This window comes from Kocuria subflava, assembly GCF_012163155.1.
GTDB classification, from domain to species: domain Bacteria; phylum Actinomycetota; class Actinomycetes; order Actinomycetales; family Micrococcaceae; genus Kocuria; species Kocuria subflava.
The window spans coordinates 36319-59897 of record NZ_JAAVUN010000011.1 but is presented as its reverse complement, the minus strand read 5'-3'; the positions used below and the strand labels follow the sequence as shown (position 1 = coordinate 59897).

Sequence of the window (23579 nt, the reverse complement as noted above, 5' to 3'; positions counted from 1 at the left end):
TGCGCAACGGTGTTCTTCCCCCACGGTTGCAGTGCTCCAGCCTTGTGTTGTCTGACCCCCTGTCTAGCGTTGTTTCTGACAGCTCATGGCGGAGTGGTCACCGGAGGCTCAGCTCAAGCGCCTCAGATTTCTCCGCCCCTTCACGGCGGCCGCAGCGGCCGCACCACGAACCCACACGAGGTGAACCATGGCCCCCAAGAACAGCTCGGGCAACGCCGTATCGGACCGCGAAAAGGCACTGGAAACCGTCCTGGCCCAGATCGACAAGAACTACGGCAAGGGCTCCGTCATGCGTTTGGGGGAGCGCCCCGCGCAGAAGGTGGAGGTCATCCCCACCGGATCCATCGCTTTGGACGTCGCGCTGGGCACCGGTGGGTTCCCCCGCGGCCGTGTGGTGGAGATCTACGGTCCTGAGTCCTCCGGTAAGACCACTGTGGCTTTGCATGCCGTGGCCAACGTTCAGAAGGCCGGGGGCATTGCCGCCTTCATCGACGCCGAACACGCCCTGGACCCGGTCTACGCCCAGAAGCTCGGTGTGGACATTGACAACCTCTTGGTCTCCCAGCCGGACACCGGTGAACAAGCTCTGGAGATCATGGACATGTTGGTGGGCTCTGGCTCCATCGACATCGTGGTGATCGACTCCGTGGCGGCCTTGGTGCCCAAGGCGGAGATCGAAGGTGAGATGGGTGATTCCCACGTCGGTCTGCAGGCCCGTTTGATGTCCCAGGCCCTGCGTAAGATCACCGGCCGTTTGTCCCACTCCAAGACCACAGCCATCTTCATCAACCAGCTGCGTGAAAAGATTGGTGTGTTCTTCGGCTCCCCGGAGACCACCACCGGCGGTAAGGCATTGAAGTTCTATGCCTCGGTCCGGGTGGACGTCCGCCGCATTGAAACCTTGAAGGACGGCGCCAACCCTGTGGGCAACCGCACCCGGGCCAAGATCGTCAAGAACAAGATGGCCCCGCCCTTCAAGCAGGCCGAGTTCGACATCCTGTACGGCCAGGGCATTTCCACCGAGGGTGGTCTGATCGACCTCGGCGTGGAGCAAGGCATCGTCAAGAAGTCCGGCGCCTGGTTCACCTATGAGGGTGACCAGCTGGGCCAGGGCAAGGAGAACGCTCGCCGTTTCCTGCGGGACAACCCGGAGATGGCGTTGGAGATCGAACACAAGATCCTGACCAAGCTCGGGATCGTGGGAGACGATTCCCCGGAGGTCGATGCCGACGGCGTGGTGGCCGACTTCGGCTCGGAAGATGCCTCCGCCAAGGCTGCCTTCTGAGGTGGCCCGCCAGTAGTCCCGACCCCGAAAGTGATGATTCCTTTCGGGGTCGTGGAGTATCCAGACCCAGATGAGAGGTTCCCTTGTCAGAGTCACCCTACGAACAGCGCCGACGCCGCGCGCAGCAGCGTCAACGGGCCAGGGGTCGGAGTGCTGAACCATCACCGGAGTACGACTCGGCAGAGTTGGACACCGTGCAGTCCGGCACCGAGCAGATCAACTCCGCGCACGTTGAGGGGCAACCGGCGGAGACTGGCGGGGTCGGCCATCACGCCGGTACAGCTTCCGGAGACATGGACCCGGGTCAGGTGGAGGCCGCCCGGAACATTGTGCTGCGTCAGCTCACGGCCTCTGCAAAGTCACGCCGCCAGCTTGAGGACAAGCTGGCGGATCGTGGTGTCCCGGAATCGGTGGCCATGACTGTTCTGGACCGGTTCCAAGAAGTTGGGCTGGTGGATGACGTCTCCTTTGCCCAGACATTCGTTCGGTCGCGGGCGGAGACCCGCAAACTGGCTCGCCCGGCCCTGCGGCGTGATCTTCAGGCCAAGGGCATTGACCCCGATGTGGCGGAAGCTGCGTTGCAGCAACGAACTGACGAACAGGAGCGCCAGGACGCTCTTGAGTTGGTCCGCCGCAAAGCGCCGTCCGGTGAACAGTTGGCCACACAGATGGCTGAACGCAGCACACGGGACAAGCTCACGCGCCGCTTGGTTTCCATGCTGGCCAGAAAGGGCTATGCGCCGGGCATGGCGTTCGACGTCGTGAAAGAAGTCCTGGGTGAGCTCTCCCAGGATTCTGAGTACTGAGCCACCGGTCGGCCAAGTTGACGGCCCCACTATTCTTGTGGGGTGAGTATGACCGACGTTGACGCCCAGGTAACTGCTGGAAGCGCCCACACCCAGACCACCAGCACACCCCGTACCGGGCCCTCCACGCAGGCCCCGGAGATCCCCGTGCTGGATTCGCCCCGATCCTTTGAGGTCCGCACCTTCGGGTGCCAGATGAACGTCCACGATTCCGAGCGGATCAACGGCCTGTTGGAAACCGCCGGTTACACACCAGTCCGTGACGGTGAGGATCCAGATCTGGTGGTGTTCAACACCTGCGCGGTGCGGGAGAACGCGGACAACAAGCTCTACGGACACCTGTCCCAACTGGTGCCGCAGAAGCAGAAGAACAAGGATTTCCAGGTGGCCGTGGGCGGCTGCCTGGCGCAGAAGGACCAGGACACCATTCTCAAGAAGTCCCCCGTGGTGGACGTGGTGTTCGGTACGCACAACATCGGTTCCCTGCCGGTGCTGCTGGAGAGGGCTCGGCACAATGAGGAAGCCGAGATCGAGATCCTGGAGTCCCTGGAGACCTTCCCCTCGGCCCTTCCCACCAAGCGGGATCAGGCTTACGCCGGTTGGGTGTCCATCTCCGTGGGGTGCAACAACACGTGCACGTTCTGCATCGTGCCGTCGTTGCGGGGCAAGGAGGAGGACCGCCGTCCCGGTGACATCTTGGCCGAGGTCCAGGCCCTGGTGGACCAAGGTGCCGTGGAAGTCACCCTGTTGGGTCAGAACGTGAACTCCTACGGGGTGTCCTTTGGTGACCGGCAGGCGTTCTCCAAGCTGCTGCGCGCCTGCGGTGAGATTCAAGGTTTGGAGCGGGTACGGTTCACCTCTCCGCATCCGGCGGCCTTCACGGACGACGTCATTGACGCCATGGCCCAGACCCCCAACGTAATGCCCCAGTTGCACATGCCGTTGCAGTCCGGCAGCGACCGCGTGCTCAAGGACATGCGACGGTCTTATCGGTCCAAGAAGTTCCTGGGCATTCTGGAAAAGGTTCGGGATCAGATCCCGCAAGCTGCCATCACCACGGACATCATTGTGGGTTTCCCCGGGGAAACGGAGGAGGACTTCCAGGACACCATGCGTGTGGTGGAGGAGTCCCGTTTCTCCATGGCCTACACCTTCCAGTACTCGGTGCGCCCGGGCACCCCCGCCGGTGAGCGTGAAGACCAGTTGCCCAAGGCCGTGGTCCAGGAACGCTTTGAACGCCTGGTGGCATTGCAGGATCGCATTGCCGCGGAGGAGAACGCGGCTCTGGTGGGCCGTACCGTGGAGTTGTTGGTGACGGCCAATGCCGGCAAGAAGAGCGGTGAAACCCACCGTCTGTCCGGGCGCGCCCAGGATCAGCGCCTGGTGCATTTCTCCGTGCCGGAGGGCGCTGAGGCTCCACGCCCGGGTGATTTTGTGACGGTTCCCGTCACCCAGGCGGCTGCCTACCACCTGATTGCCGATCCTGCCGCGGACCAGTACCACCTGCGGCGTGCCCGTGGGGGCGATGCCTGGGAACGTGAGCAGGCGCAGTCCTGCGGGACCGGCTCGGGCGCTGCCGGAAGCACCAAAGCCGGCCAGGTCAATTTGGGAATGCCCACCCTGCCTGTGGCCGCGGCCCCGGTCAACGGTGGCTGATTTCACGACGACGCCGTCCCCGGCTTCCCTGCCCGTCATTGCGCTGGTGGGCCCCACCGGCACGGGCAAAACTGCCCTGAGTGTCCAGCTTGCTCAGCAGCTGGGCGGGGAAGTGGTCAACGCGGATGCCATGCAGTTCTACCGGGGCATGGACATCGGGACGGCCAAGGCCACGGTGGAGGAACGCGCCGGGGTGGCCCACCACCTGTTGGACATCATGGATGTCACCCAGGAAGCCTCCGTGGCCGCGTTCCAGCACCAGGCGCGGCAGTGCTTTGAGCAGATCTGGCAGCGTGGCCACGTACCCATCCTGGTGGGTGGCTCTGGGTTGTATGTCCGGGCCGCCTTGGACCACATGGAGTTTCCCGGTACGGATCCAGCGGTCCGACGTCGTTTGGAAGAGGAACTGGCCGCGCACGGTCCGGGTGCACTGCGCACGCGGTTGCAGGCGGTGGACCCGGAGTCTGCGGCGCGGATTAAGAATGACCGCCGTTTGGTTCGCGCGCTGGAAGTTCACCAGGTCACGGGCCGGCCGTTCACGGCGTTCATGCCCACTCGGGAGTACGTGCAACCGGCCATCCAGATCGCCCTGGACCTGGACCGTTCGCAGCTGCACGACCGCTTGGAGCAGCGGGTGCACGCCATGGTGGAGGCGGGGCTGGAAGATGAGGTCCGCCGTTTGATTCCCAGGGGACTGCGTGAGGGCAAGACGGCGTCCCGAGCCCTGGGTTACGGGCAGTTCTTGGCTGTGCTGGACGGTGAGATGACCATTGAGGAGGCTGTGACCTCCACCGTGGTGTCCACCCGGCAGTTCGCCAAACGTCAGGTGACCTGGTTCCGTGGCGACCCCCGGGTGCAGTGGCTTGATGCCACTGATCCGCTGCTGGTGAAGCACACACTGGAGCTGATCCGGCGCAGTGGAATTGCGGATTAGCATGGTCGCGTGACTACCGAGCACCCCGAATCCCCGCAGCAGGCAGAATCCACTCAGTCCCGGGCTGAGGCCCAGCCCAACACTGACGCCGAGCCCAACGCGGCAACGCACGCCGGCTCCCAGGCACTGTCCGCCGCTGAGCGCACCCGTGCCGATGAGGTTTTTGGTGAGCTGACCGGGTGGCCTTTCATCAAGGCACACGGCACAGGCAATGACTTTGTGGTGGTGGTGGATCCTGAGGCCGAACTGCTGCTCTCGGAAGAGACCGTGCAGTTGGCGTGTGACCGTCACCAGGGAATCGGTGGTGACGGTTTCATCCGCATCACCCGTTCGGCCAACCTGGACGAGGGCGCGGCGTTGTTGGACCAGGCGCCGGAAGCAGAATGGTTCATGGATTACCGCAACGGGGACGGCTCCATTGCTGAGATGTGCGGTAACGGTGTCCGAGTCTTCGTCCACGTGCTGGCCGCACAGGGATTGATCGACCTGCCCCAGGGGGAGGTGGTCCGCATCGGCACCCGTGCGGGGGTCAAGACCGTGGCTCGCACGGCGGACGGGTACGCCGTGGACATGGGGCCGTGGGGATTCATCGACGGCGATTCCGCTCGCTCCCGCGGATCTGATGCCGTGGTCACGGGTGGTGGGCTGCGCGTCCCGCGTCCGGCGGTGTCCATCACCATGGGCAACCCGCACACGGTGGTGGCTCTCGCCGAGGGCGAAAAGCTGGATTCACTGGAACTGTTCACGGAACCCACAGTGCGGCCCACCCCGCCGGAAGGCACCAACGTGGAATTTGTGGTGCCCATTGACGAGGAAGGGGAGGGCTCCGAGGAGATCGGTCGGATCCTCATGCGTGTTCACGAACGCGGCGTGGGGGAGACCCAGTCCTGCGGAACCGGTGCCTGCGCTGCCGCTGCCGCCACGCGTTTCTGGGCCGGGGAGACAGCACCCGATGAATGGTTGGTGGAAGTCCCCGGTGGCGTGGTCTCAGCAACATTCGTGGAGGGCCCGCACGGGGCTGAACACGTGGTCCTGGCCGGGCCCGCCGTGGTGGTGGCTACCGGGACTTTCGGCTGACCGCAAGCACCCGAAAGCCTTTGGACGTGGCACTACGCTTCACGTCCCAGCTCTGGCCGGTGGCCTCCGCCAAAGCCGTCACCAGCCATTTCTGCAGGGAGTCTGCCCCCAAGTTCTTCTGCACCACCAACCAGGCAACCCCGTCCGGACTCAACCGCGGCAGCCACTGCAACAGGATCTGGTGCAGGGCCTCCTTGCCAACACGGATGGGCGGATTGGACCAGATCACGTCAAAGCGCCGCTCGGCAGGAACGTCCTCCGGCAGGTAGGTTTCCGCGCGAACGCCGTTGGCGGCAGCGTTGTCCCGGGTCAAGGCCAGAGAGCGTTCATTGACGTCCACGGCGGTGACCCGCGGTGCGTCGTCGTCGGTTGACTCCGTTGAGAGGTTCGCGCCAGAGAGGCCAAGGGCCAGGGTGATGGGACCCCAGCCGCAGCCAAGGTCCAAGAACTCGCTTCCGGCCGGGTCAGGTGCGGAGTCCAGCAGAACGGCCGTGCCCTTGTCCAGGGCCTTGGGGGAGAAGACCCCTGCGGAGGTGACCACGGAGACGGTGCGTCCGCGAAGCTCAACCTGCATCTGAGTACGTTGTTCAGGAGTTTCCGGGGTGAGGAAGTAGTGCACCGTCATGACCGATAGCCTAGACGGCGGGGAACAACACACACCGTTACACCGTTGTACCCGTGGAAGACCCGCCGGCCCACACCCTGCCGCTACACCACAAGCAGGTACCTGATCAGCGCCGGCTGCAACACGAAAAGGATTCATGACCAACTCCCAAAACTCGCCCGAACACACCACGGCACCGGCACGGGGCGGCCACCAGCCGTCCCAGTCAGAACTTGAGGACGTGGTGGAGCGTGTGCTCTCCCGCGTCCGCGCAGGCCGTGGCTCCGGGACGATCGTGGACGCCGCCGACGGTCAAGATGCCGGAGACTGGCAGCCCCACGTTCTGGGTGGCCGCGCCCGCGAACTGTCCCAACGCACGGTTCACACCACAGCTGACGGAGACCAGTTCGACCTTGCCGAGCGGCAGTCCTTGCGCCGTGTGGCCAATCTGTCCACGGAACTCGAGGACATCACGGAGGTCGAGTACCGAGAACTACGCCTGGAGAAGGTGGTTCTGGCGGGGCTGTGGACCTCTGGCCGCGCCGAGGATGCAGAGAACTCCCTGCGCGAACTGGCCGCTTTGGCCGAAACCGCAGGCTCCGAGGTGTTGGACGGCGTGATTCAGCGCCGTGCCACCCCGGATCCGGCCACCTACCTGGGATCCGGCAAGGCGCTGGAACTCAAGGAGATCGTGTCAGCCACCGGTGCGGACACCGTGATCGTGGATGAGGAACTTGCCCCCTCCCAGCGCCGTGCCCTGGAAGACGTGGTCAAGGTCAAGGTCATCGACCGCACAGGTCTGATCCTGGACATCTTTGCCCAGCACGCCAAGTCCAAGGAGGGCAAGGCGCAGGTTGAACTGGCCCAACTGGAGTACATGCTGCCGCGTCTGCGTGGTTGGGGTGGCAACCTCTCCCGTCAGGCCGGTGGCCGGGCCGCAGCCGGTGAAGGCATCGGCTCGCGTGGTCCCGGTGAAACCAAGATCGAGTTGGACCGCCGCCGCATCCGTGCCCGCATGGCAAAGCTGAAGCGGGAGATCGCCGGGATGAAGCCGGCCCGTGAGGCCAAGCGGCTCAGTCGTCGTCGCAATTCCGTTCCGTCAGTGGCTATTGCCGGCTACACCAACGCCGGCAAGTCCTCATTGTTGAACCGGCTCACGGACGCCGGGGTGCTGGTGGAGAACGCGCTGTTCGCCACCCTGGACCCCACGGTCCGCAAGGCCACCACACCGGATGGAATCGGATACACCCTCTCCGACACCGTCGGGTTCGTCCGATCCTTGCCCACCCAGCTGGTGGAGGCATTCCGCTCCACCCTGGAAGAGGTCGCGGATGCGGATCTGATCCTGCACGTGGTGGATGGAGCACACCCGGATGCGGAGGGACAGATCCGTGCGGTGCGTGAGGTCCTTGCTGACATCCAGGCCACCACGCTGCCGGAGATCATTGTGGTCAACAAGGCTGATGCCGCTGACCCATTTGTGATCGACCGACTGCGCAACACGTACAGGAACGTGGCTGTGGTCTCCGCGCACACCGGTGCCGGGATTGATGAGCTCAAGGACTTGATCGCCTCCTCCATCCCGCGTCCGGATCACGTTCTGGACATGGTGGTGCCTTACAGCGACGGCGACGTCGTCTCTCGCCTGCACAGCTGGGATGCGGAGATCCTGCGCACCGAATACCTTGCCGAGGGCACGCACCTTCTGGTGAAGGTCCGTGAGGACCTGGCCGGGGAACTGGCGCACTACGTGCCGGAGAACCCGCCGGAGTTCACCGTGGCCGATGGTCAGGCAGAATCGGTCGGTTCCACCCCACACTCCGCATGAGCGCTCCTGCCTCCCCGTCGGACAGCATTCGCGACGGCAAGGGCCGGGCGGTCACTGACCGTCCGGAAACCTTGCCGGGCGCAGCCGATGCGCTTGCGTTGCTGGACACCGCGGTTGAGACCCTGGGAGGGCAGCGCCGTGACGGTCAGCGGTTCATGGCCGCCAAAGTGGCTGAAGCACTTGAGCTCAAACGGCACCTGTTGGTCCAGGCGGGCACGGGTACGGGAAAGTCGCTGGCGTACCTGACGCCAGCACTTCACCATGCCGCCGCAAACCGCGGCGCTGCCTCCAAACCAGTGGTGATCGCCACCGCCACCTTGGCGCTGCAGTCCCAGGTGGTGGGCCGTGACGTCCCGCGGCTCCTGGGCGCTCTGGAGGGCGAGCTGCCGGAGGGCATGGAGGTCGCCCTGCTCAAGGGGCGCAGCAACTACGCCTGCCTGCACAAGTTGGAGGGCGGTTATCCGGAAGACGACGACGGCGCACTGTTCGCCGCCCCCGGGGAAGGTTCCCATCCGTCGTCGGGGCCGGTCTCGTCCTTGGGGCAAGAAGTTCAGCGACTACGCGGCTGGGCGGCCAAGACGGACGCCGGCGATCGGGACGAGGTCCTGCCCGGGGTGACCGACCTGGCCTGGCGGCAGATCTCCGTCACGGCACGCGAGTGCCTGGGACGCTCCTGCCCGTTCGTGGAGGAGTGTTTTGCGGAACTGGCCAAGGCCCGCGCTGCAGAGTCGGATGTGGTGATCACCAACCACGCGCTGTTGGCCATCAACGCCTTTGAAGATCTTCAAGTGTTGCCCGAACACGACGTTGTGATCATTGACGAGGCCCACGAACTGCGCGACCGCGTGACCGGCGCTGTGACCGGGGCGCTGTCCGCGGCCACGGTGCGAGCGGCGGCCACCTCCATCCGCAAGCACACCTCGGCCAAGACCGATGATCTCAGCTCCGGTGCCGATGATCTGGAACGGTCCCTCTCCGGTGTCCCCGCGGAACTCCTGGCCCGCGGGCTCACCGAGGCCATGACAGCAGCGGTGGCGCGCATCCGTGACGCCGCCCGGCAAGCGTTGACCGATTCCAAGCCGGAAAGAGGAACCGGGCAGGAGGCCGACACCGACGGCGGCCGGCAGATGGCGCGTTCCCGGGTGACCGAGGTCCTGGAACTGTGTCAACGCATGCTGGAGGCCGATGAACAACGCGAGGTTCTCTGGCTCTCCCGTGTGGGCGGATGGGAAGCCGGACGCGGCTACGTGCCCGCCCAGGACGATGACCCGGCCACCCTGCACATAGCCCCGCTGTCCGTGGCTGGTCAGTTGCGTGACGGACTGTTTGCGGAGCGAACCGTGGTGATGACTTCGGCCACGCTCTCCGTGGGGGAGTCCTTTGACTCCGTGGCCGGTGATCTGGGACTGCAGGGTGCTGGTGCCCCGCGGTGGGACGGCGTGGACGTGGGAAGCCCGTTCGACTACGGCCGGCAGGGCATCCTGTACCTGGCCAAGCACCTGGAAAAGCCCGGGCGCCAACTTTCCCCTGGCATGCTGGATGAAATCCTGGAGTTGATCGAAGCCTCCGGGGGTGCTGCTCTGGGGCTGTTCTCCTCCCGGCGAGCAGCGGAAGAAGCAGCAGAACATGTGCGCTCGCGCGCAGAGATCCCCATCCTGTGCCAAGGGGAGACCTCACTGAACTCCCTGGTCAAAGAGTTCGCCGAGGACCCGGAAACCTGCCTGTTCGGGACCATGAGCCTGTGGCAGGGGGTGGACGTCCCCGGGGACTCCTGCCGTCTGGTGCTGATTGACCGCATTCCGTTCCCGCGCCCCGATGATCCGTTGTCCACGGCACGGACCCGGGCCACCGCTGAGGCCGGTGGCAACGGCTTCATGGCCGTTTCTGCCACGCACGCGGCCGTTCGCCTGGCCCAAGGAGCGGGGCGACTCATCCGTTCCGCCTCTGACCGCGGTGTGGTGGCCATACTGGACTCACGGATTGCCACAGCCCGGTACGGGGGATTCCTGCGGGCAAGCCTGCCGCCGTTGTGGACCACGGCGGATCGCACCGTGGTCCTGGGAGCCTTGAAGCGACTCGATCCGAACACCTGAGACAGGAGAGCAACCATGCGCGGAACCATCATTCACGGACCTGGCGACGTACGGGTGGAGGACCGTGAGGACCCCACCATCCAGAAGCCCACCGATGCCATCATCCGGGTGACTGCTGCGTGTGTGTGCGGCTCGGACATGTGGCCGTGGCGCGGAATTGACGAAATCCAAGATCCCCGCCCCATGGGCCATGAATACGTGGGAGTGGTGGAACAAATTGGCGACGACGTCCGCAACGTCTCCGTGGGGGACTTTGTGGTGGGCTCCTTCATGGCCTCGGACAACACATGCGAAATCTGCGAATCCGGATTCCAGTCCCGGTGCATCCAGGGTGAATTCGCCACCCCCGGTGGTGCCCAGTCCGAACTGCTCCGGGTTCCGCTGGCTGACGGCACCCTGGTGGCCACGCCGGGGCAGCCCGACCCGAAGCTGATCCCGTCCTTGCTGGCGGCCTCCGATGTGCTGGGAACGGGCTGGTTCGGTGCCGTGGCAGCGCAGGCCGGTCCGGGCAAGACCGTGGCCGTGGTGGGCGACGGCGCCGTGGGACTGCTGGCCGTGCTGGCCGCAAAGGAACTGGGGGCGGAACGCATCATCGCCATGAGCCGCCACGAGTCCCGGCAGAAGCTGGCCCGGGAGTTCGGCGCCACGGACATCGTGGAGGAACGCGGTGAAGACGGCGTGGCCAAGATCAAGGAACTGACCGATGGCTACGGGGCGCACTCCGTGGTGGAAGCGGTGGGCACCCAGGAGTCCATGCTCCAGGCCATCCACTCGGCCCGGCCCGGCGGCCACGTGGGATTCGTGGGCGTCTCCCATGACGTCTCCCTGCCCGGTGAGACCTTGTTTGCTGCGGAAGTCAGCTTGCTGGGTGGTCCCGCACCCGTGCGGCGATTCCTGCCCGAACTCATCCAGCTGATCTGGGACCGGAAGATCGATCCCGGCAGGGTCTTCGACCTGGAACTACCGCTGGGAGAGATCGCCGAAGGTTACAAAGCCATGGACGAACGCCGCGCCATCAAGGCCCTGATCCGTCCCTGAGCCAACTCTGGACCGCTGACCTCACGTTGGTGTAGGCACCGGTATTTCAGAGGCTACGCAGTACGGAGACCACCTTGCCCATGACCGTGGCGTGATCACCCAGGATGGGTTCGTACTGCGTGTTCTGGGGCAGCAGCCAGGTGTGACCGTCACGTTGGCGGAAGGTCTTGACCGTGGCCTCGTCATCCAGCAGGGCGGCCACGATGTCACCGTTGTTCGCGGTGTTCTGTTGGCGGACCACCACCCAGTCGCCGTCGCAGATGGCGGCATCGATCATGGAGTCACCGCGGACCATGAGCATGAACAGCTCGCCCTGGCCGGTGAGCTGACGCGGCAGTGCCACAGTGTCCTCCACCTGCTGATCTGCCATGATGGGCACACCTGCGGCAATGTGTCCGACCAGGGGAACCAGGGCGATCTCCCCGGCATCCGCGTACTCGCTCTGCGCTGAGTGGGTACGCGGCGTGAGGGGCGTGACATTCGGCGGGAGGTTCACTTCCGCAGCGGTCTGCCCGGTCTCTGCAGCGGTCTGCCCGGTTTCCACGGTGGGATCCAGCACCTCCATGGCACGGGGGCGTTTGGGATCACGGCGGATGTGACCGAGCTTCTCCAACTGATTGAGCTGATGGGTCACGCTGGACAGGGACGCCAGTCCGGCCAGGTCTCCGATCTCCCGCATGGACGGCGGGTACCCGTGCTCGGCAATGGAGGCGCGAATCACGTCCAGGATCTTCTGTTGGCGCGCTGACAAGGGCTTTCGGGCATCAAGCGACTGAATGCTGTCAGCCGTTGCGGGGGCTGAGTCCTTGTGTGCCATGTCCGTCCTTAGTGCTGCCCGAGGCCAAATCCTTGTGTTGTCTGACCCCCTCGGTTGACTGGTTCCAGGTGAACAAGCCGGTCGAGTCACGGGGGTCATCCCGCGGTTGATCGGCTGGTGAACCAGCCCGTCAACGTCCTCTCAGCATAAGGGAGGTGATGGGCGCAACCAAACAAATGTTCGAATGCGTGTCGACATCATTCGTACACACGTGCTAGAACTGTTCGAAACGGAATCGAACACCTGTTCGAGCCCCTCGGGGTGTCATGCAGGACCAAACGGTTTGTAGAACACCTCAGCAAGAAGGAGTGCTTCCCATGTCAGCCATCAGCTTTGTACCTCGCTTGACCTCGCACGTGGCCCCCAAGGCCCCGCTGCTGCGCGGCGTTCGTTCGGGCTGCCGTGCTTTCACCTCAGAAGTTGTTGCAGCAGTGCCGGTGCTGCAGCGCGGGCCGCGTGAGGTCACCCAAGCCTCGCACACTCGGAAGCTGGGTGCGGCGGCTGCCAAGCAGCGTGTGCATCTCACTCGCCGGGGGCGTCTGCTCTTTGTGGGTTTGCCGGTGATGCTGGCCACTGCAGCCGTTGCCATGGCCCTGTTGATCTTGGTGGCACCGGCCACGGTCACGGCCAGCACGGATCCTGTGCAGGGCTCCGGAACGGAAGTGGTCACAGTGGCAACTGGGGAGAGCCTCTGGGACGTGGCGCTGGCTGCCGATTCAGACCGGGACACCCGTGTGGTCATCGCTGAGATCATGGAACTCAATGACCTCACCTCTCAGTCCGTGACCACCGGTCAACAGCTGATGGTGCCTGTCAACTGACGCCTTGTGGCCCTGCAGGTGGGGTCCGGGTGCGGAGCGAACCTGCAGGCAGTCGCTGAGCCTCGTAGACTGGTGCGGTGACTGAGACCAACCCACGCACTGAGCTCCTGAACGCGCTGCCCCTGCGGGAGGACCTTCGCGGCAAGAGCCCGTACGGAGCCCCGCAGTTGGAAGTTCCGGTCACGTTGAACACCAACGAGAACACCCATCCTGTCCCCACTGAGGTGCAGCAGGCCATCGTGGAGGAAGTCTCCATGGCCGCTTTGAACCTCAACCGCTACCCGGACCGTGAGTTCACGGAACTTCGGGAGGAACTTGCGGCGTATCTGGGCCAGGGTCTGGGGCCGGAGAACCTGTGGGCGGCCAATGGCTCCAATGAGATTCTCCAGCAACTCATGCAGGCTTTTGGTGGGCCCGGGCGCAGCGTTCTGTCCTTTGTTCCCACCTACTCCATGTACCCCATCCTGGCGGCCGGGACCAACACGGAGTTCATTGCCGGGCAACGCGCAGCGGACTTCACGCTGAGCCCAGAATCAGCCGCAGCCCAGGTGCGTGAACACAAGCCGTCCATCGTGATCCTGTGCTCTCCCAACAACCCCACGGGAACGGCACTTGAGGACGACGTCGTGGATGCGGTGTACCAAGCCGGTGAGGCTAGCAACAGCATCGTGATCGTGGATGAGGCCTACGCCGAATTCGCCCGCAACCCAGCCACCACTGCTCTGAGCCTGCTGCCCGGCAGGCCACGCCTGGTGGTCACCCGCACCATGTCCAAGGCCTTCGCCCTGGCTGGTGCCCGTATCGGGTACTTTGCGGCCGCGGCCGAGATTGCCGATGCCATACGGTTGGTCCGCCTGCCCTACCACCTGTCCGCTGTCTCGCAGGCCACGGCGCTGGCAGCGCTGCGCCACCGCAGCAGCCTCTTGGCTGATGTGGAGGACATCAAGATGCAGCGTGACCGCATTGTTGATGAACTGAAACGATTGGGATTGCAACCCTCCGAGTCGGATTCCAACTTTGTGTTCTTCGGTGGGGACTTTGATGCCCCGGCGTTGTGGCAGGAGTTGCTGAGTCGCGGCATCCTGATCCGTGATGTCGGCATTGCCGGGCATTTGCGGGTCACTGCCGGCACGGAGGAGGAGACCACGGCGTTCTTGGAAGCCGTGGAAACTCACCTGACCCGGTAGCCGTCCCCCGGGCAGCACACCCACCACCGTCACTTTTGATCCACCAGCACCCAGCGGAGTATTCATGACCACCACAGATCAGCAACCCGATCAGAACAGTCAGGGTCGGCGTGCCCGTGTTGAACGTGCCACCAGTGAGTCCCAGATCGTGGTGGAACTGAACCTGGATGGCACCGGGGAGAACAACATCTCCACCACCGTTCCGTTCTATGACCACATGCTCACGGCCTTGTCCAAGCACTCACTGATCGACCTGACCGTGCAGGCCACCGGGGACACCCACATTGACGTTCACCACGTGGTGGAGGACACCGCCATTGTGATTGGTGAAGCCATCAAACAGGCTTTGGGAGACAAGCGCGGAATCCGCCGATTTGGTGAGGCATCCGTTCCCCTGGACGAGACGCTGGCGCGCGCCGTGGTGGATGTTTCCGGGCGCCCGTACTGCGTGCACGTGGGGGAGCCGGAAGGTCAGCAGTACCACCTGATCGGTGGGCACTTCACCGGCTCCATGGTCCAGCACGTGTTCGAGTCCCTGACCTTCCACGCGGAGATCTGCCTCCACATGGAGCTCATCAGGGGCCGGGACCCGCACCACATTGCCGAGGCCCAGTTCAAGGCCCTGGCCCGCGCTTTGCGCACCGCCGTTGAGTCCGATCCCCGGGTCACGGGTGTGCCCTCCACCAAGGGAGCGCTGTGATGCGCAGCCCTGAAGAAGGTGTGACGCCGGAGGGCAAGACCATTTCTGCCCCGGAAACTGTGGGCCCCCCGGTCACGCAGTCCACGCAGACGGTGCCGACCGTCGTCGTTCTGGACTACGGTGCGGGCAATGTGCGCTCGGCGGTCCGCGCGTTGGAGGCCGCAGGTTCCCGGGTGCTGTTGACCCGGGACAAGCAGGCGGTACTGGACGCTGACGGTCTGGTGGTGCCCGGTGTGGGCGCCTTCAAGGCCGTGGTGGACGGGCTGCGTGAGGTGGGTGCCGTTGGCCTGATCGAACGGCGTCTGATGGGTGGCCGCCCGGTCCTGGGCATTTGTGTGGGTTTGCAGGTGCTGTTCGAACAGGGTGTTGAACACGGCGAGCAGACCCAGGGCCTGGGGGAATGGCCCGGGGTGGTGGAGCGTTTGAATGCGCCCGTGGTGCCGCACATGGGGTGGAACACGGTTCAGCCGCCGGAGCAGACTCAGCTTTTCCAGGGCATCCAGGACGAGCGCTTCTACTTTGTCCACTCCTACGGAGTCCAGGAATGGAACTTCACCGTGGGCAGCGAACACATGGTCCCGCCTCAGGTCACCTGGGCCGAACACGGTTCCCCGTTCATTGCCGCGGTGGAGAATGGTCCGCTGTGCGCCACCCAGTTCCACCCGGAGAAATCGGGGGAGGCCGGACTGCAGTTGCTGCGCAACTGGATCAGCACCCTGCCCATCACGGGCCGTTTGGACGCGCGGCTGGATGCCCGCAATGACGACGACGGTCTGCCGGAAGCCCAGGAGCAGGCCAACCGCCAAGCAGGTGCTGCATGACCTGGTCCGTCATTCTCCTGGTGCTCGGGGCGTTCCTGGCCGGGGGAGTCATCTCCTTCCACCAACAAGGTTTCCCCAAGTGGGTGGTGGCCTTGATGGCCGTGGCCTCCGGGGCCCTGATTCTCTACGGTGCGTGGTCCTGGCTGGTCGGCCTCAACGCTTGAGGTGCCCAGTTGATCTGCCTGCCCGTGACTTTTGACCCACATCATCACAACTCGTGAGGAATCCATGACTGAGAACACCACGCCGTCCGTATCCGATTTGGTGGCTCAGGGCGAGGGGCTGCCCCGCCTGGAGCTGCTGCCCGCCGTCGATGTCCGCGACGGCCAGGCCGTGCGTCTGGTCCAGGGGGAATCCGGCTCGGAGACCGGTTACGGGGATCCTTTGGAAGCGGCTTTGGCCTGGCAGAACGCTGGTGCTCAGTGGCTGCACCTGGTGGACCTGGATGCCGCCTTCGGCACCGGGGAGAACATTGACGTGCTGACTCGCGTGGCCCAGTCCCTGGACCTGAAAGTGGAGATGTCCGGCGGTATCCGGGATGACGAATCCCTGGAGCGGGCCCTGTCCCTGGATCCGGCCCGCGTGAACCTGGGCACCGCAGCTCTGGAGAACCCGGAGTGGACCCGCAAGGTGATCAGCCAGTACGGGGAGAAGATCGCCGTGGGTCTGGATGTCCGTGGCACCACCCTCGCTGCCCGCGGGTGGACCAAGGAGGGCGGCGACCTTTGGGAGGTCCTGGACCGTCTGGAAGCGGACGGCTGTTCGCGTTACGTGGTCACGGACGTCACCAAGGACGGCACGCTCAAGGGCCCCAACGTGGAGTTGCTCAAGCAGGTTGCTGAACGGACCAACAAGCCCGTGGTGGCCTCCGGCGGGATCGCCACGCTTGAGGACATTGCAGCACTGCGCCAGTTGGTCGGCTCCGGGGTGGAGGGCGCCATCATGGGCAAGGCCCTGTACGCCGGGCGCTTCACCCTGGAGCAGGCGCTGGACGTCGCCGGCCGCCCGGGCTCCTGATGTCTGAACGCACACCTGACGGGTCTCGACCGCTGCCCCCGCACATTGCGGCTCAGCTGCGCAGCGCGGGAGGTGAGACCGACACCGGTGGTCGGCCGTGGGCCGGCCGGGATCTGGCCCACGGCCATCACCACCAGTTCCCTCACGACGACGGCGCTGCAGACGCCGCCCTGGAACGCACCTTTGAGCAGTGGCAGAACGGGCTGGTGGATGAAACGGACGTGGTGGCAGCCCTGGCTGACACCCGCTTGTTCGTGCCCGTGATGGCAGAAGTTAGCCATTCGGAGATCACCGCTGAGGGTCTGGTGGCGGACAAGGAAGCTGACATGTCCCTGGTGACTTTGCAGGCTGCTGATGGCCGCAAAGCGCAACCGGTGTTCACCTCCGACCGTCTGATTCCTCAGTGGCACGCGCAGGCACGCCCCGTGGCTGCTCAGGTGCGCAAGATTGCGATCGCCGCGGTCAAGGACGGCACCGAGTTGTTGGTGCTCAACCCGGGTGCCGGCAGCCCGTTTGTGGTGCGCCGCCCTGCATTGTGGGCCGTGGCCAAGGGGGAAACCTGGGTGCCCTCCTACGCTTCTGCACCTGTGTCTCAAGCGGTGCTCAACGCAGCTCTGGGCCTGGACGGTGTGGCCGGCGCCAACGTCCGGCCAGGGCGCGGGGTGGATGCCGTGGCTTCCGCACACGTTGCTGGCACTGCAGATTCAGCCAGATCTCATGCGGCACTGCACGGATCTGATACCGCGCAGTCCGGATCTGATGCGGCCCTGCGCGGAGGTGGATCTGGTCCTGAACTCACGGTGGTGCTTCAGCTGCTGCCGGGAATGGATCAGCACAAACTCAATCAGGTGCTTTCAGCCTTCCAGAACCGACTGTCAACGCAGAGTGTGGTGGCTGGCCAGGTTGATTCCCTGGAGATCTCCTTGGAAACCGCCCGAATCTGAGGTCGTCGGATTGAGAACACGCTTTGAGCCATGTTTCAGGTGTTCCAGGTGGCTCAAAGCGTGTTCTGAAGGGTGGGACCGTCCGACTCAGGCGTAGACGGGGCCGGTGAACTTCTCACCCGGGCCTTGCCCCGGTTGGTCCGGGAACGGTGAGGCTTCACGGAAGGCCAACTGTAGTGAGCGCAGGCCGTCGCGCAGGGGCGCGGCGTGCTGGGACCCGATCTCAGGCGCCGCAGCGGTCACAAACCCGGCCAGAGCGGTGATCAGTTTGCGGGCCTCATCCAGGTCCTTCAGCTCATCAGCATCCGGGCCATCCGCCAACCCACATTTGACGGCCGCAGCTGACATCAGGTGAACGGCCGAAGTGGTGATGACCTCGATCGCCGGGACCTCTGCAATGTCGCGCATCTGCTCATCGACCGCGGCCTTGGTGTCAGCGTCCAAGCCAGTGGAGCTTGTGTCCTGGTTCACCGGATCGTCGTGTCCTGCGGAGGTGGCTGCGGCGTCGTCGGAACCAGCTGCCCCAAAGCGGAAAGTGTTCTCGGAAGTCATGGCCCCAGCCTATGCGGTGCGCGTGTGAACCCAGAGCACGGAGCGGGCGGAGACCGACCGCGAGGTGACTTTCACCTGGTGCCAGGTCTCAGTAGCGTGAGGGCTCATGAGGCCTGATCCTGTGTCGTCGACCACCAGACTGGACGGTGACACCGGCCTGGCCGGCATGATCTACACCAAGTTGCTGGATCAAGGTCTCATCGCAGCCAATGACAGGCTGGAACAGTACTTACCTGTTCATGGAACTGCAGTCGGCAGGATCACGCTGCAATCGTGTTTGACGCACACCTCTGGTTTGCCACGAGAAGTGGGCGGTCGTTGCATTCGCTTCAAGCAAGGCATGGCTACGGTGCTCGGCCGGGATCCCCAGCCGCAGGACGTCGCAGAGTTCATGCGTCACCTCAGAGAAGCCACTGTGACGGACGCCGGGGTGTGCCGGTACTCCACTGTTGGCGGAGCAGCACTCGGTCATGCTTTGGCAGCGGCGGCCGGGGTGAATTACCCCGGACTGGTTCAGGAACATCTGGCCACCGCGCTGGCCTGTCCCACTCTTCGGGTGGAAGAAGCGGTGAAACACCACTGCGTGGATGATGCCGTGAGCTACACGGTGTTCGGCGGACGGGCACGGTCCTGGACAGGGCGCGGATACGCACCTGCAGGGGCCATTCGCGGGAGTGCCCAGGATTTCGCCACCATTTTGACAGCGCTACTGGTCCAAGACGGTCCATTTCAAGACTGCTTCAAAACACTGCACACCGATTCCAAGGGCAGGGTTGCCGCAGGCTTCTTCGTGGACAAGACCAACGGTCGGGACATGGCCTGGCACAGCGGATTCGCCGCTGGGTTCGCATCCCATCTGATCATCGATCTGGAGCGATGCCGCGGCGCATTCGTGTCCGTGATCACACCCACTCCAACTGTTGATGTAGAGGTACTGGCATTGGAAACGCTCGAAAGTGATGGTTGACTACACACATCACGCGAGGAGGTTGGATTCCCGTGGCAGAGCAGACCATCGTGATGACGGGAGCCTCTCGCGGCATCGGGGCAACGGCAGCACGACGCGTCCTGGCTGAGAACCCTGACGCCCACTTGGTGGTGTTGGCGCGGCCCCGAGCTCGAGGTGCGTTACAAACCCGTGAGAGCTCCACGGAGCGAATATCCACAATCGACGCTGACCTGTTGTCTTTGACCAGTGTGCGGCAAGCAGCGGTTGAGGTGACCGGCCGCATCCGCCGTGGCGCACTTCCTCCACTGGGTGTTCTGGGACTCAATGCGGGGGCCCAGTACGTAACGGCCACCCGGGACTCCATGGACGGCTACGAGGCAACGTTCGCGGTGAACGTCCTGGCCAACCACCTGCTGCTTCGAAGCTTTCACGCCAGTGGTGCCACAGGTGTGCACGCAGTGGTCACCGTCAGCGACACTCATTTTGGCGATCTCCGGCACAACTTGGGCATGGTGCCAGCTCCGCAGTGGATGTACCCTCAAGTTCTTGTTCGCCCGGGTGCCTTCGAGAATCCATTGAGTCCAAGGGCGGGTCGCATGGCCTACTCAACCAGCAAACTGGCGGCCATCTACCTGGTTCATGCCTGGGCACGCCGTTGCGCAGAGTCGTGGTCGATTCAATCGTTCAACCCGGGTTTTGTGCCGAGCACGGGTCTGGGGCGTGATGCCGGGCCTGCCGCGCGCTTTGCCCTGCGGTACGTCCTGCCGGTTCTCACGCTTTCGCCATTGGCCACCACTCAGCAGAGGGCCGGCCAGTTGTTCAAGAATGCCCTGGTCGGGGATGTGTCTGGCCCGTCAGGTGCCTACATAGACCGTGACCACATCACCAGTTCGTCAGCGGAGTCGTACGACGTCGGCCGCGAGGACGAATTGTGGGAAGTGATGGAATCGCTCACTGCCCCTTTCCTGGCCGAAGATTCCGACTTGTGATCCTGGGGGTGACGAAAGCGGGATCACGTTCCGCCCCCTGCTGGTCCGGCGCCTCAGTGTGTATGATGGTCGGCAGTGCGCAAGTGGAGGTGACTCCCACCCGCGCGGGCCGCCATCTGAAGTCATCAGCTGGAACAGCCCCCGGGTCAGAGACGATGACCGTCCGCCACGGTTCAAATGTGAACCGTCACAGCATCTTCAGGATGACGTGTGGAACGTGAAGTTCCGGTGTGATTAGTCAGGTGACCTCCGCTTGCCCCACGTGGCAGCGGAGGTTTTTTGTTGCCACCAGCACTCGAAGAGCACCATGTAGCCGGGGTGGAACCTGGCACTAGATCAGGAGTCAAGCATCAGCGATCCACGCATCAACGACAGAATCCGAGTCCCCGAGGTCCGTCTTGTGGGCCCCGGTGGCGAGCAGGTTGGCATAGTCCGAGTTGAGGATGCCATGCGACTTGCCCGCGAATCGGACCTGGATCTGGTCGAGGTGGCTCCCAACGCAAAGCCGCCTGTGGCCAAGCTCATGGACTTCGGCAAGTACAAGTACGAGGCTGCCGTCAAGGCCCGTGAGTCCCGCAAGAACCAGACGAACACCAACCTCAAAGAGGTCCGTTTCCGTCTGAAGATCGATGACCACGATTACGAGACCAAGGTTGGCCACGCCCGCCGCTTCCTGGGCGAGGGTGACAAGGTCAAGGCCATGATCCAGTTCCGCGGCCGTGAGCAGTCACGCCCGGAGATGGGTGTGCGTCTGCTCCAGAAGCTGGCAGAAGACTTGGGCGAGTTCGGTCAGGTCGAGTCCAGCCCGCGTCAGGACGGACGTAACATGGTCATGGTCCTGGGCCCGCTCAAGAACAAGTCCGAGGCCCGTGCAGCTGCGCGTCGCGCCAAGGTGTCGGACGGCGCTGAAGAGCGCCTGCCGCAGAAGACCAAGTCCTCCCGTCGTGACCGCGAGCGTGAAGCCCGCGCCGCCGGGATGATCGACACCGATTCGGCTCTGCCCGTGGGTGGCAACAGCATTGGTGAGGCCATCCCCGAGGAACTGCGCAAGATGGCTGAGCAGAAGTTCGAGGTTCCGGAAGGGGCACCGCCTCTGAAGGTCTCCGAAGACCAGCCGCCGGTCATGGCACCCAAGGAGGAGCGCCGTGAACGCCCCGCCGGTGGCCGTGGACGTCCCACCGAGCGTGGTGGTTCCCGTGGCGCCGATCGTGGCGAACGGCCGGATCGCACGGAGCGCCCGGAGCGTGGTTCCGATCGTGGTGGACGTCCGGCAGGTCGGCCTGCTGGTGGCGGCCGACCGGAGGGTGGCCGTCCGGCATCATCCGGTCCGCGTACCGGTGCACCGGCCCGCTCAGGTGCGCCGCGTCCGGCGTCGTCGTCCGGTCCCCGCACCGGTTCCCCGCGTCCGGCGGGTGCCCCGGGTGCAGCAGCACCGCGACCGGCAGCCGCCCGCCCCGCCGCAACCGGTGCGGCACCCAAGCCAGGAGCAGCCCCCAAACCGGGCGGTTCCGCAAGCCCCGCGCCGAAGCCCGGCGCAACTCCCAAGCCCGGCCCCAAGCCGGGTCCGAGCAAGGGCTGACCCGACTCACCTGCTGAACCCGCCAGGGATCGAGCAGAACGAGCACCTAAGGGCTGTGCCGCGCAACCCCAGCGCGGCACAGCGCAGACCAGGTCACCAGGACGGTGACGCACCGCGACCGCGGTGAGAGAAACAAGGAGACGGCCGACATGCCGAAGATGAAGACCCACTCGGGTGCCAAGAAGCGCTTCAAGATCACGGGTTCGGGCAAGGTCAAGCGTCAGCAGGCCAACCGCCGCCACTACCTGGAGCACAAGTCCTCGCGACTGACCCGCCGCCTGGCCGGTGACAAGATCGTCACCCCCGGTGAGGCCAAGGTTGTCAAGAAGATGCTGGGAAAGTGACCCTGGCTCATTGAGCACTTGGCGGGCTGATGTTCAGCTCCGCACCCCAAAACTTGTAAGCCGTTCCCGCGTTGAACCGGGAGCAAGACCGTAAGGAGTACACACGTGGCACGTGTGAAGCGGGCGGTAAACGCCCACAAGAAGCGTCGGACCACCCTGGAAGCCGCCTCCGGCTACCGCGGACAGCGCTCGCGCCTGTACCGCAAGGCCAAGGAACAGGTCATCCACTCGTACGTTTACAACTACGATCACCGCCGCGCCCGCAAGGGTGACTTCCGTCGCCTGTGGATCCAGCGCATCAACGCTGCCGCTCGCGCCAACGGCCTGACCTACAACCGTTTCATCCAGGGCCTGAAGCTGGCTGAGGTTGAGGTTGACCGTCGCATGCTGGCCGAGCTGGCCGTCAACGACAACGCTGCCTTTGTGGCGCTGGTTGAGGTTGCCAAGAACGCTCTGCCGGCTGACACCTCCGCTCCGCGCGACGCCGCCTGAGTCACCCTCAGACGCGCACTGACGTGAGCATTTCGGAACGCCTCGCCGAATCCTTGCTGTCCAACCCCCGAGCCGATCGGGTCAGGGCAGTTGCGGGTTTGGCGAGGCGTTCTGCGCGTTGCAAACAGGGTTTGTTCCTGGCGGAGGGGCCGCAGAACGTGCGGGAGGCCTTGTCCACGCAAGTTGCCTTGGGATCTTTCCAGGTCCCCGCGACGACGACGCCCCGTGGGGCATCCTCAGCCCTGTTGCCTGTCCTGGATGCGCTCTACGTGACGGAATCCTGCCTGGATCGTCACCCGGACATCGCCCAGTTGGTTGAGGCCGTGGCGGACGGCGCGGGGCCGCACAGAGTGTTCATCCGCCTGGTGACTGACGAGGTCCTGAAGGTCATCTCCGACGCCCAGACCCCGCAGGGGGCCGTGGCGGTGTGTCGGATTCCCACGGTGTCTGTGGCCGACGTACTGGGGCCTGCGGGTGAGACCAACACCCAGGGGCCGGCACGACTGACTGCAGCCCTGTGCCGCGTTCAGGACCCGGGCAACGCCGGAACCATCATCCGCGCCGCTGATGCCGCCGGTGCCGATGCCGTGATCCTGACCAGTGGCTCCGTGGATCTGCACAACCCCAAGACCGTGCGCTCCACTGCAGGTTCCCTGTTTCACCTGCCGGTCCTCACCCAGGTGGAGTTCACCGATCTGGTGCGCGCGGCTGGAGCCGTGGGAGCGCAAATGTTGGCCGCCGACGGATATGCCGCGCTGAACCTGGATGAGCTCCAGGATGCCCCATTGACCGGCGCATCGGTTGCCTGTGACCTGGCAACACCCACCGTGTGGTTGTTCGGAAATGAGGCACAGGGCCTCTCAGACACGGAGAAGCAGGCAGCAGCGCACCGCGTGGCGGTCCCGTTGTACGGTCGCGCCGAGTCCCTCAACGTGGGCACAGCTGCAACCCTGTGCCTCTACGCCTCCGCCAGAGCGCAACGGCGCTGAGGGTGGGCGGGCGCCGTCGTCGTTCGGTGCGTGAAGCTGCACAATGTGAAACAGATT

At 64.5% G+C, this 23579-nt stretch carries 24 protein-coding genes; 21 read left to right on the top strand and 3 right to left on the bottom strand.

Going from position 1 to position 23579, the window contains the following annotated elements; all coding sequences use genetic code 11:
- The first annotated feature begins 187 nt into the window (after positions 1–187).
- The 5 genes from recA to dapF all read left to right on the top strand — a co-directional run bounded on the left by recA (position 188) and on the right by dapF (position 5758).
- Positions 188–1285 carry a recombinase RecA gene (recA, locus tag GTW58_RS07150; RefSeq protein WP_119933277.1) on the top strand — a complete coding sequence of 366 codons (1098 nt, stop codon included), beginning with the start codon at positions 188–190 and terminating at the stop codon, positions 1283–1285.
- 83 nt (positions 1286–1368) lie between these two features.
- On the top strand, positions 1369–2091 hold the full coding sequence (locus GTW58_RS07145) for a regulatory protein RecX (protein WP_342453296.1): 723 nt from the start codon (positions 1369–1371) through the stop codon (positions 2089–2091).
- 48 nt (positions 2092–2139) lie between these two features.
- Entirely contained in the window at positions 2140–3747 is a 1608-nt protein-coding gene (gene miaB, locus GTW58_RS07140) for a tRNA (N6-isopentenyl adenosine(37)-C2)-methylthiotransferase MiaB (RefSeq protein WP_119933276.1), read from the top strand.
- Complete coding sequence (gene miaA / locus GTW58_RS07135) at positions 3740–4681, top strand: tRNA (adenosine(37)-N6)-dimethylallyltransferase MiaA (protein WP_168023481.1); 942 nt, start codon at positions 3740–3742, stop codon at positions 4679–4681. The genes miaB and miaA overlap by 8 nt, the downstream gene beginning before the upstream one ends.
- Positions 4682–4807: 126 nt before the next feature.
- Positions 4808–5758 carry a diaminopimelate epimerase gene (gene dapF, locus GTW58_RS07130; protein WP_119933289.1) on the top strand — a complete coding sequence of 317 codons (951 nt, stop codon included), beginning with the start codon at positions 4808–4810 and terminating at the stop codon, positions 5756–5758.
- On the opposite strand, the gene GTW58_RS07125 is transcribed toward dapF, so the two are convergent.
- Positions 5739–6383: a class I SAM-dependent methyltransferase gene (locus tag GTW58_RS07125; RefSeq protein WP_119933274.1), complete on the bottom strand. Its 645-nt coding sequence runs from the start codon at positions 6381–6383 to the stop codon at positions 5739–5741. The genes dapF and GTW58_RS07125 overlap by 20 nt on opposite strands.
- Positions 6384–6519: 136 nt before the next feature.
- Between GTW58_RS07125 and hflX the strand changes: the two genes are divergently transcribed.
- From hflX to GTW58_RS07110, 3 genes are read left to right on the top strand one after another with little or no spacing between them, the layout of a single operon-like run.
- Positions 6520–8190, top strand: coding sequence for a GTPase HflX (gene hflX, locus GTW58_RS07120; protein ID WP_119933273.1), 1671 nt, complete (start codon positions 6520–6522; stop codon positions 8188–8190).
- Positions 8187–10283 (top strand): ATP-dependent DNA helicase, encoded by a 2097-nt coding sequence (locus GTW58_RS07115; protein WP_119933272.1) that lies wholly within the window; start codon positions 8187–8189, stop codon positions 10281–10283. Before hflX ends, GTW58_RS07115 begins: the two co-directional genes overlap by 4 nt.
- 15 nt (positions 10284–10298) lie before the next feature.
- Positions 10299–11321, top strand: coding sequence for a zinc-dependent alcohol dehydrogenase family protein (locus GTW58_RS07110; RefSeq protein ID WP_047689786.1), 1023 nt, complete (start codon positions 10299–10301; stop codon positions 11319–11321).
- A 46-nt stretch (positions 11322–11367) separates the two neighbouring features.
- On the opposite strand, the gene lexA is transcribed toward GTW58_RS07110, so the two are convergent.
- A complete protein-coding gene (gene lexA / locus GTW58_RS07105; protein ID WP_047689788.1) occupies positions 11368–12138 on the bottom strand; it encodes a transcriptional repressor LexA in 771 nt (256 codons plus the stop codon).
- Positions 12139–12455: 317 nt separating this feature from the next.
- Between lexA and GTW58_RS07100 the strand changes: the two genes are divergently transcribed.
- The 7 genes from GTW58_RS07100 to GTW58_RS07070 all read left to right on the top strand — a co-directional run bounded on the left by GTW58_RS07100 (position 12456) and on the right by GTW58_RS07070 (position 17628).
- Positions 12456–12959 carry a LysM peptidoglycan-binding domain-containing protein gene (locus tag GTW58_RS07100; RefSeq protein WP_052209485.1) on the top strand — a complete coding sequence of 168 codons (504 nt, stop codon included), beginning with the start codon at positions 12456–12458 and terminating at the stop codon, positions 12957–12959.
- Positions 12960–13036: 77 nt separating this feature from the next.
- Positions 13037–14146 (top strand): histidinol-phosphate transaminase, encoded by a 1110-nt coding sequence (locus tag GTW58_RS07095; protein ID WP_119933271.1) that lies wholly within the window; start codon positions 13037–13039, stop codon positions 14144–14146.
- A gap of 64 nt (positions 14147–14210) precedes the next feature.
- Complete coding sequence (hisB, locus tag GTW58_RS07090) at positions 14211–14846, top strand: imidazoleglycerol-phosphate dehydratase HisB (RefSeq protein WP_047689792.1); 636 nt, start codon at positions 14211–14213, stop codon at positions 14844–14846.
- Entirely contained in the window at positions 14846–15667 is an 822-nt protein-coding gene (gene hisH / locus GTW58_RS07085) for an imidazole glycerol phosphate synthase subunit HisH (RefSeq protein WP_052209486.1), read from the top strand. Before hisB ends, hisH begins: the two co-directional genes overlap by 1 nt.
- A complete protein-coding gene (locus GTW58_RS07080) occupies positions 15664–15831 on the top strand; it encodes a hypothetical protein (protein ID WP_168023483.1) in 168 nt (55 codons plus the stop codon). Before hisH ends, GTW58_RS07080 begins: the two co-directional genes overlap by 4 nt.
- 64 nt (positions 15832–15895) lie before the next feature.
- Positions 15896–16684 carry a bifunctional 1-(5-phosphoribosyl)-5-((5-phosphoribosylamino)methylideneamino)imidazole-4-carboxamide isomerase/phosphoribosylanthranilate isomerase PriA gene (gene priA, locus GTW58_RS07075; RefSeq protein WP_052209490.1) on the top strand — a complete coding sequence of 263 codons (789 nt, stop codon included), beginning with the start codon at positions 15896–15898 and terminating at the stop codon, positions 16682–16684.
- A complete protein-coding gene (locus GTW58_RS07070) occupies positions 16684–17628 on the top strand; it encodes an SseB family protein (RefSeq protein ID WP_047689794.1) in 945 nt (314 codons plus the stop codon). Before priA ends, GTW58_RS07070 begins: the two co-directional genes overlap by 1 nt.
- Before the next feature lie 87 nt (positions 17629–17715).
- Here GTW58_RS07070 and GTW58_RS07065 read toward each other — a convergent pair whose 3' ends face one another.
- Positions 17716–18180, bottom strand: coding sequence for a DUF1844 domain-containing protein (locus GTW58_RS07065; protein WP_047689796.1), 465 nt, complete (start codon positions 18178–18180; stop codon positions 17716–17718).
- Positions 18181–18286: 106 nt separating this feature from the next.
- Here GTW58_RS07065 and GTW58_RS07060 point away from each other — a divergent pair, with 106 nt between their 5' ends.
- The 6 genes from GTW58_RS07060 (at position 18287) to GTW58_RS07035 (ending at position 23522) form a co-directional block, all read left to right on the top strand.
- Entirely contained in the window at positions 18287–19147 is an 861-nt protein-coding gene (locus tag GTW58_RS07060) for a serine hydrolase (RefSeq protein ID WP_119933270.1), read from the top strand.
- A 32-nt stretch (positions 19148–19179) separates the two neighbouring features.
- The gene (locus GTW58_RS07055; protein ID WP_232818075.1) at positions 19180–20118 is read left to right on the top strand and encodes an SDR family NAD(P)-dependent oxidoreductase; all 939 of its coding nucleotides are present in this window, start codon (positions 19180–19182) and stop codon (positions 20116–20118) included.
- 325 nt (positions 20119–20443) lie between these two features.
- On the top strand, positions 20444–21697 hold the full coding sequence (gene infC, locus GTW58_RS07050; RefSeq protein WP_209436429.1) for a translation initiation factor IF-3: 1254 nt from the start codon (positions 20444–20446) through the stop codon (positions 21695–21697).
- A gap of 149 nt (positions 21698–21846) precedes the next feature.
- The gene (gene rpmI / locus GTW58_RS07045; protein ID WP_047692783.1) at positions 21847–22041 is read left to right on the top strand and encodes a 50S ribosomal protein L35; all 195 of its coding nucleotides are present in this window, start codon (positions 21847–21849) and stop codon (positions 22039–22041) included.
- A gap of 105 nt (positions 22042–22146) precedes the next feature.
- On the top strand, positions 22147–22533 hold the full coding sequence (gene rplT / locus GTW58_RS07040; protein ID WP_047692785.1) for a 50S ribosomal protein L20: 387 nt from the start codon (positions 22147–22149) through the stop codon (positions 22531–22533).
- 23 nt (positions 22534–22556) lie between these two features.
- Positions 22557–23522, top strand: coding sequence for a TrmH family RNA methyltransferase (locus GTW58_RS07035; RefSeq protein WP_119933268.1), 966 nt, complete (start codon positions 22557–22559; stop codon positions 23520–23522).
- The last annotated feature ends 57 nt before the right edge of the window (positions 23523–23579 follow it).

Coding starts and splice junctions, on each gene's coding strand:
- GTW58_RS07080 (WP_168023483.1), top strand. CDS start 15,664: ATGACCTGGTCCGTCATTCTCCTGGTGCTCGGGGCGTTCCTGGCCGGG.
- GTW58_RS07125 (WP_119933274.1), bottom strand. CDS start 6,383: ATGACGGTGCACTACTTCCTCACCCCGGAAACTCCTGAACAACGTACT.
- hflX (WP_119933273.1), top strand. CDS start 6,520: ATGACCAACTCCCAAAACTCGCCCGAACACACCACGGCACCGGCACGG.
- GTW58_RS07115 (WP_119933272.1), top strand. CDS start 8,187: ATGAGCGCTCCTGCCTCCCCGTCGGACAGCATTCGCGACGGCAAGGGC.
- hisH (WP_052209486.1), top strand. CDS start 14,846: ATGCGCAGCCCTGAAGAAGGTGTGACGCCGGAGGGCAAGACCATTTCT.
- GTW58_RS07110 (WP_047689786.1), top strand. CDS start 10,299: ATGCGCGGAACCATCATTCACGGACCTGGCGACGTACGGGTGGAGGAC.
- rpmI (WP_047692783.1), top strand. CDS start 21,847: ATGCCGAAGATGAAGACCCACTCGGGTGCCAAGAAGCGCTTCAAGATC.
- priA (WP_052209490.1), top strand. CDS start 15,896: ATGACTGAGAACACCACGCCGTCCGTATCCGATTTGGTGGCTCAGGGC.
- GTW58_RS07100 (WP_052209485.1), top strand. CDS start 12,456: ATGTCAGCCATCAGCTTTGTACCTCGCTTGACCTCGCACGTGGCCCCC.
- GTW58_RS07060 (WP_119933270.1), top strand. CDS start 18,287: ATGAGGCCTGATCCTGTGTCGTCGACCACCAGACTGGACGGTGACACC.
- lexA (WP_047689788.1), bottom strand. CDS start 12,138: ATGGCACACAAGGACTCAGCCCCCGCAACGGCTGACAGCATTCAGTCG.
- GTW58_RS07070 (WP_047689794.1), top strand. CDS start 16,684: ATGTCTGAACGCACACCTGACGGGTCTCGACCGCTGCCCCCGCACATT.
- GTW58_RS07065 (WP_047689796.1), bottom strand. CDS start 18,180: ATGACTTCCGAGAACACTTTCCGCTTTGGGGCAGCTGGTTCCGACGAC.
- miaB (WP_119933276.1), top strand. CDS start 2,140: ATGACCGACGTTGACGCCCAGGTAACTGCTGGAAGCGCCCACACCCAG.
- recA (WP_119933277.1), top strand. CDS start 188: ATGGCCCCCAAGAACAGCTCGGGCAACGCCGTATCGGACCGCGAAAAG.
- hisB (WP_047689792.1), top strand. CDS start 14,211: ATGACCACCACAGATCAGCAACCCGATCAGAACAGTCAGGGTCGGCGT.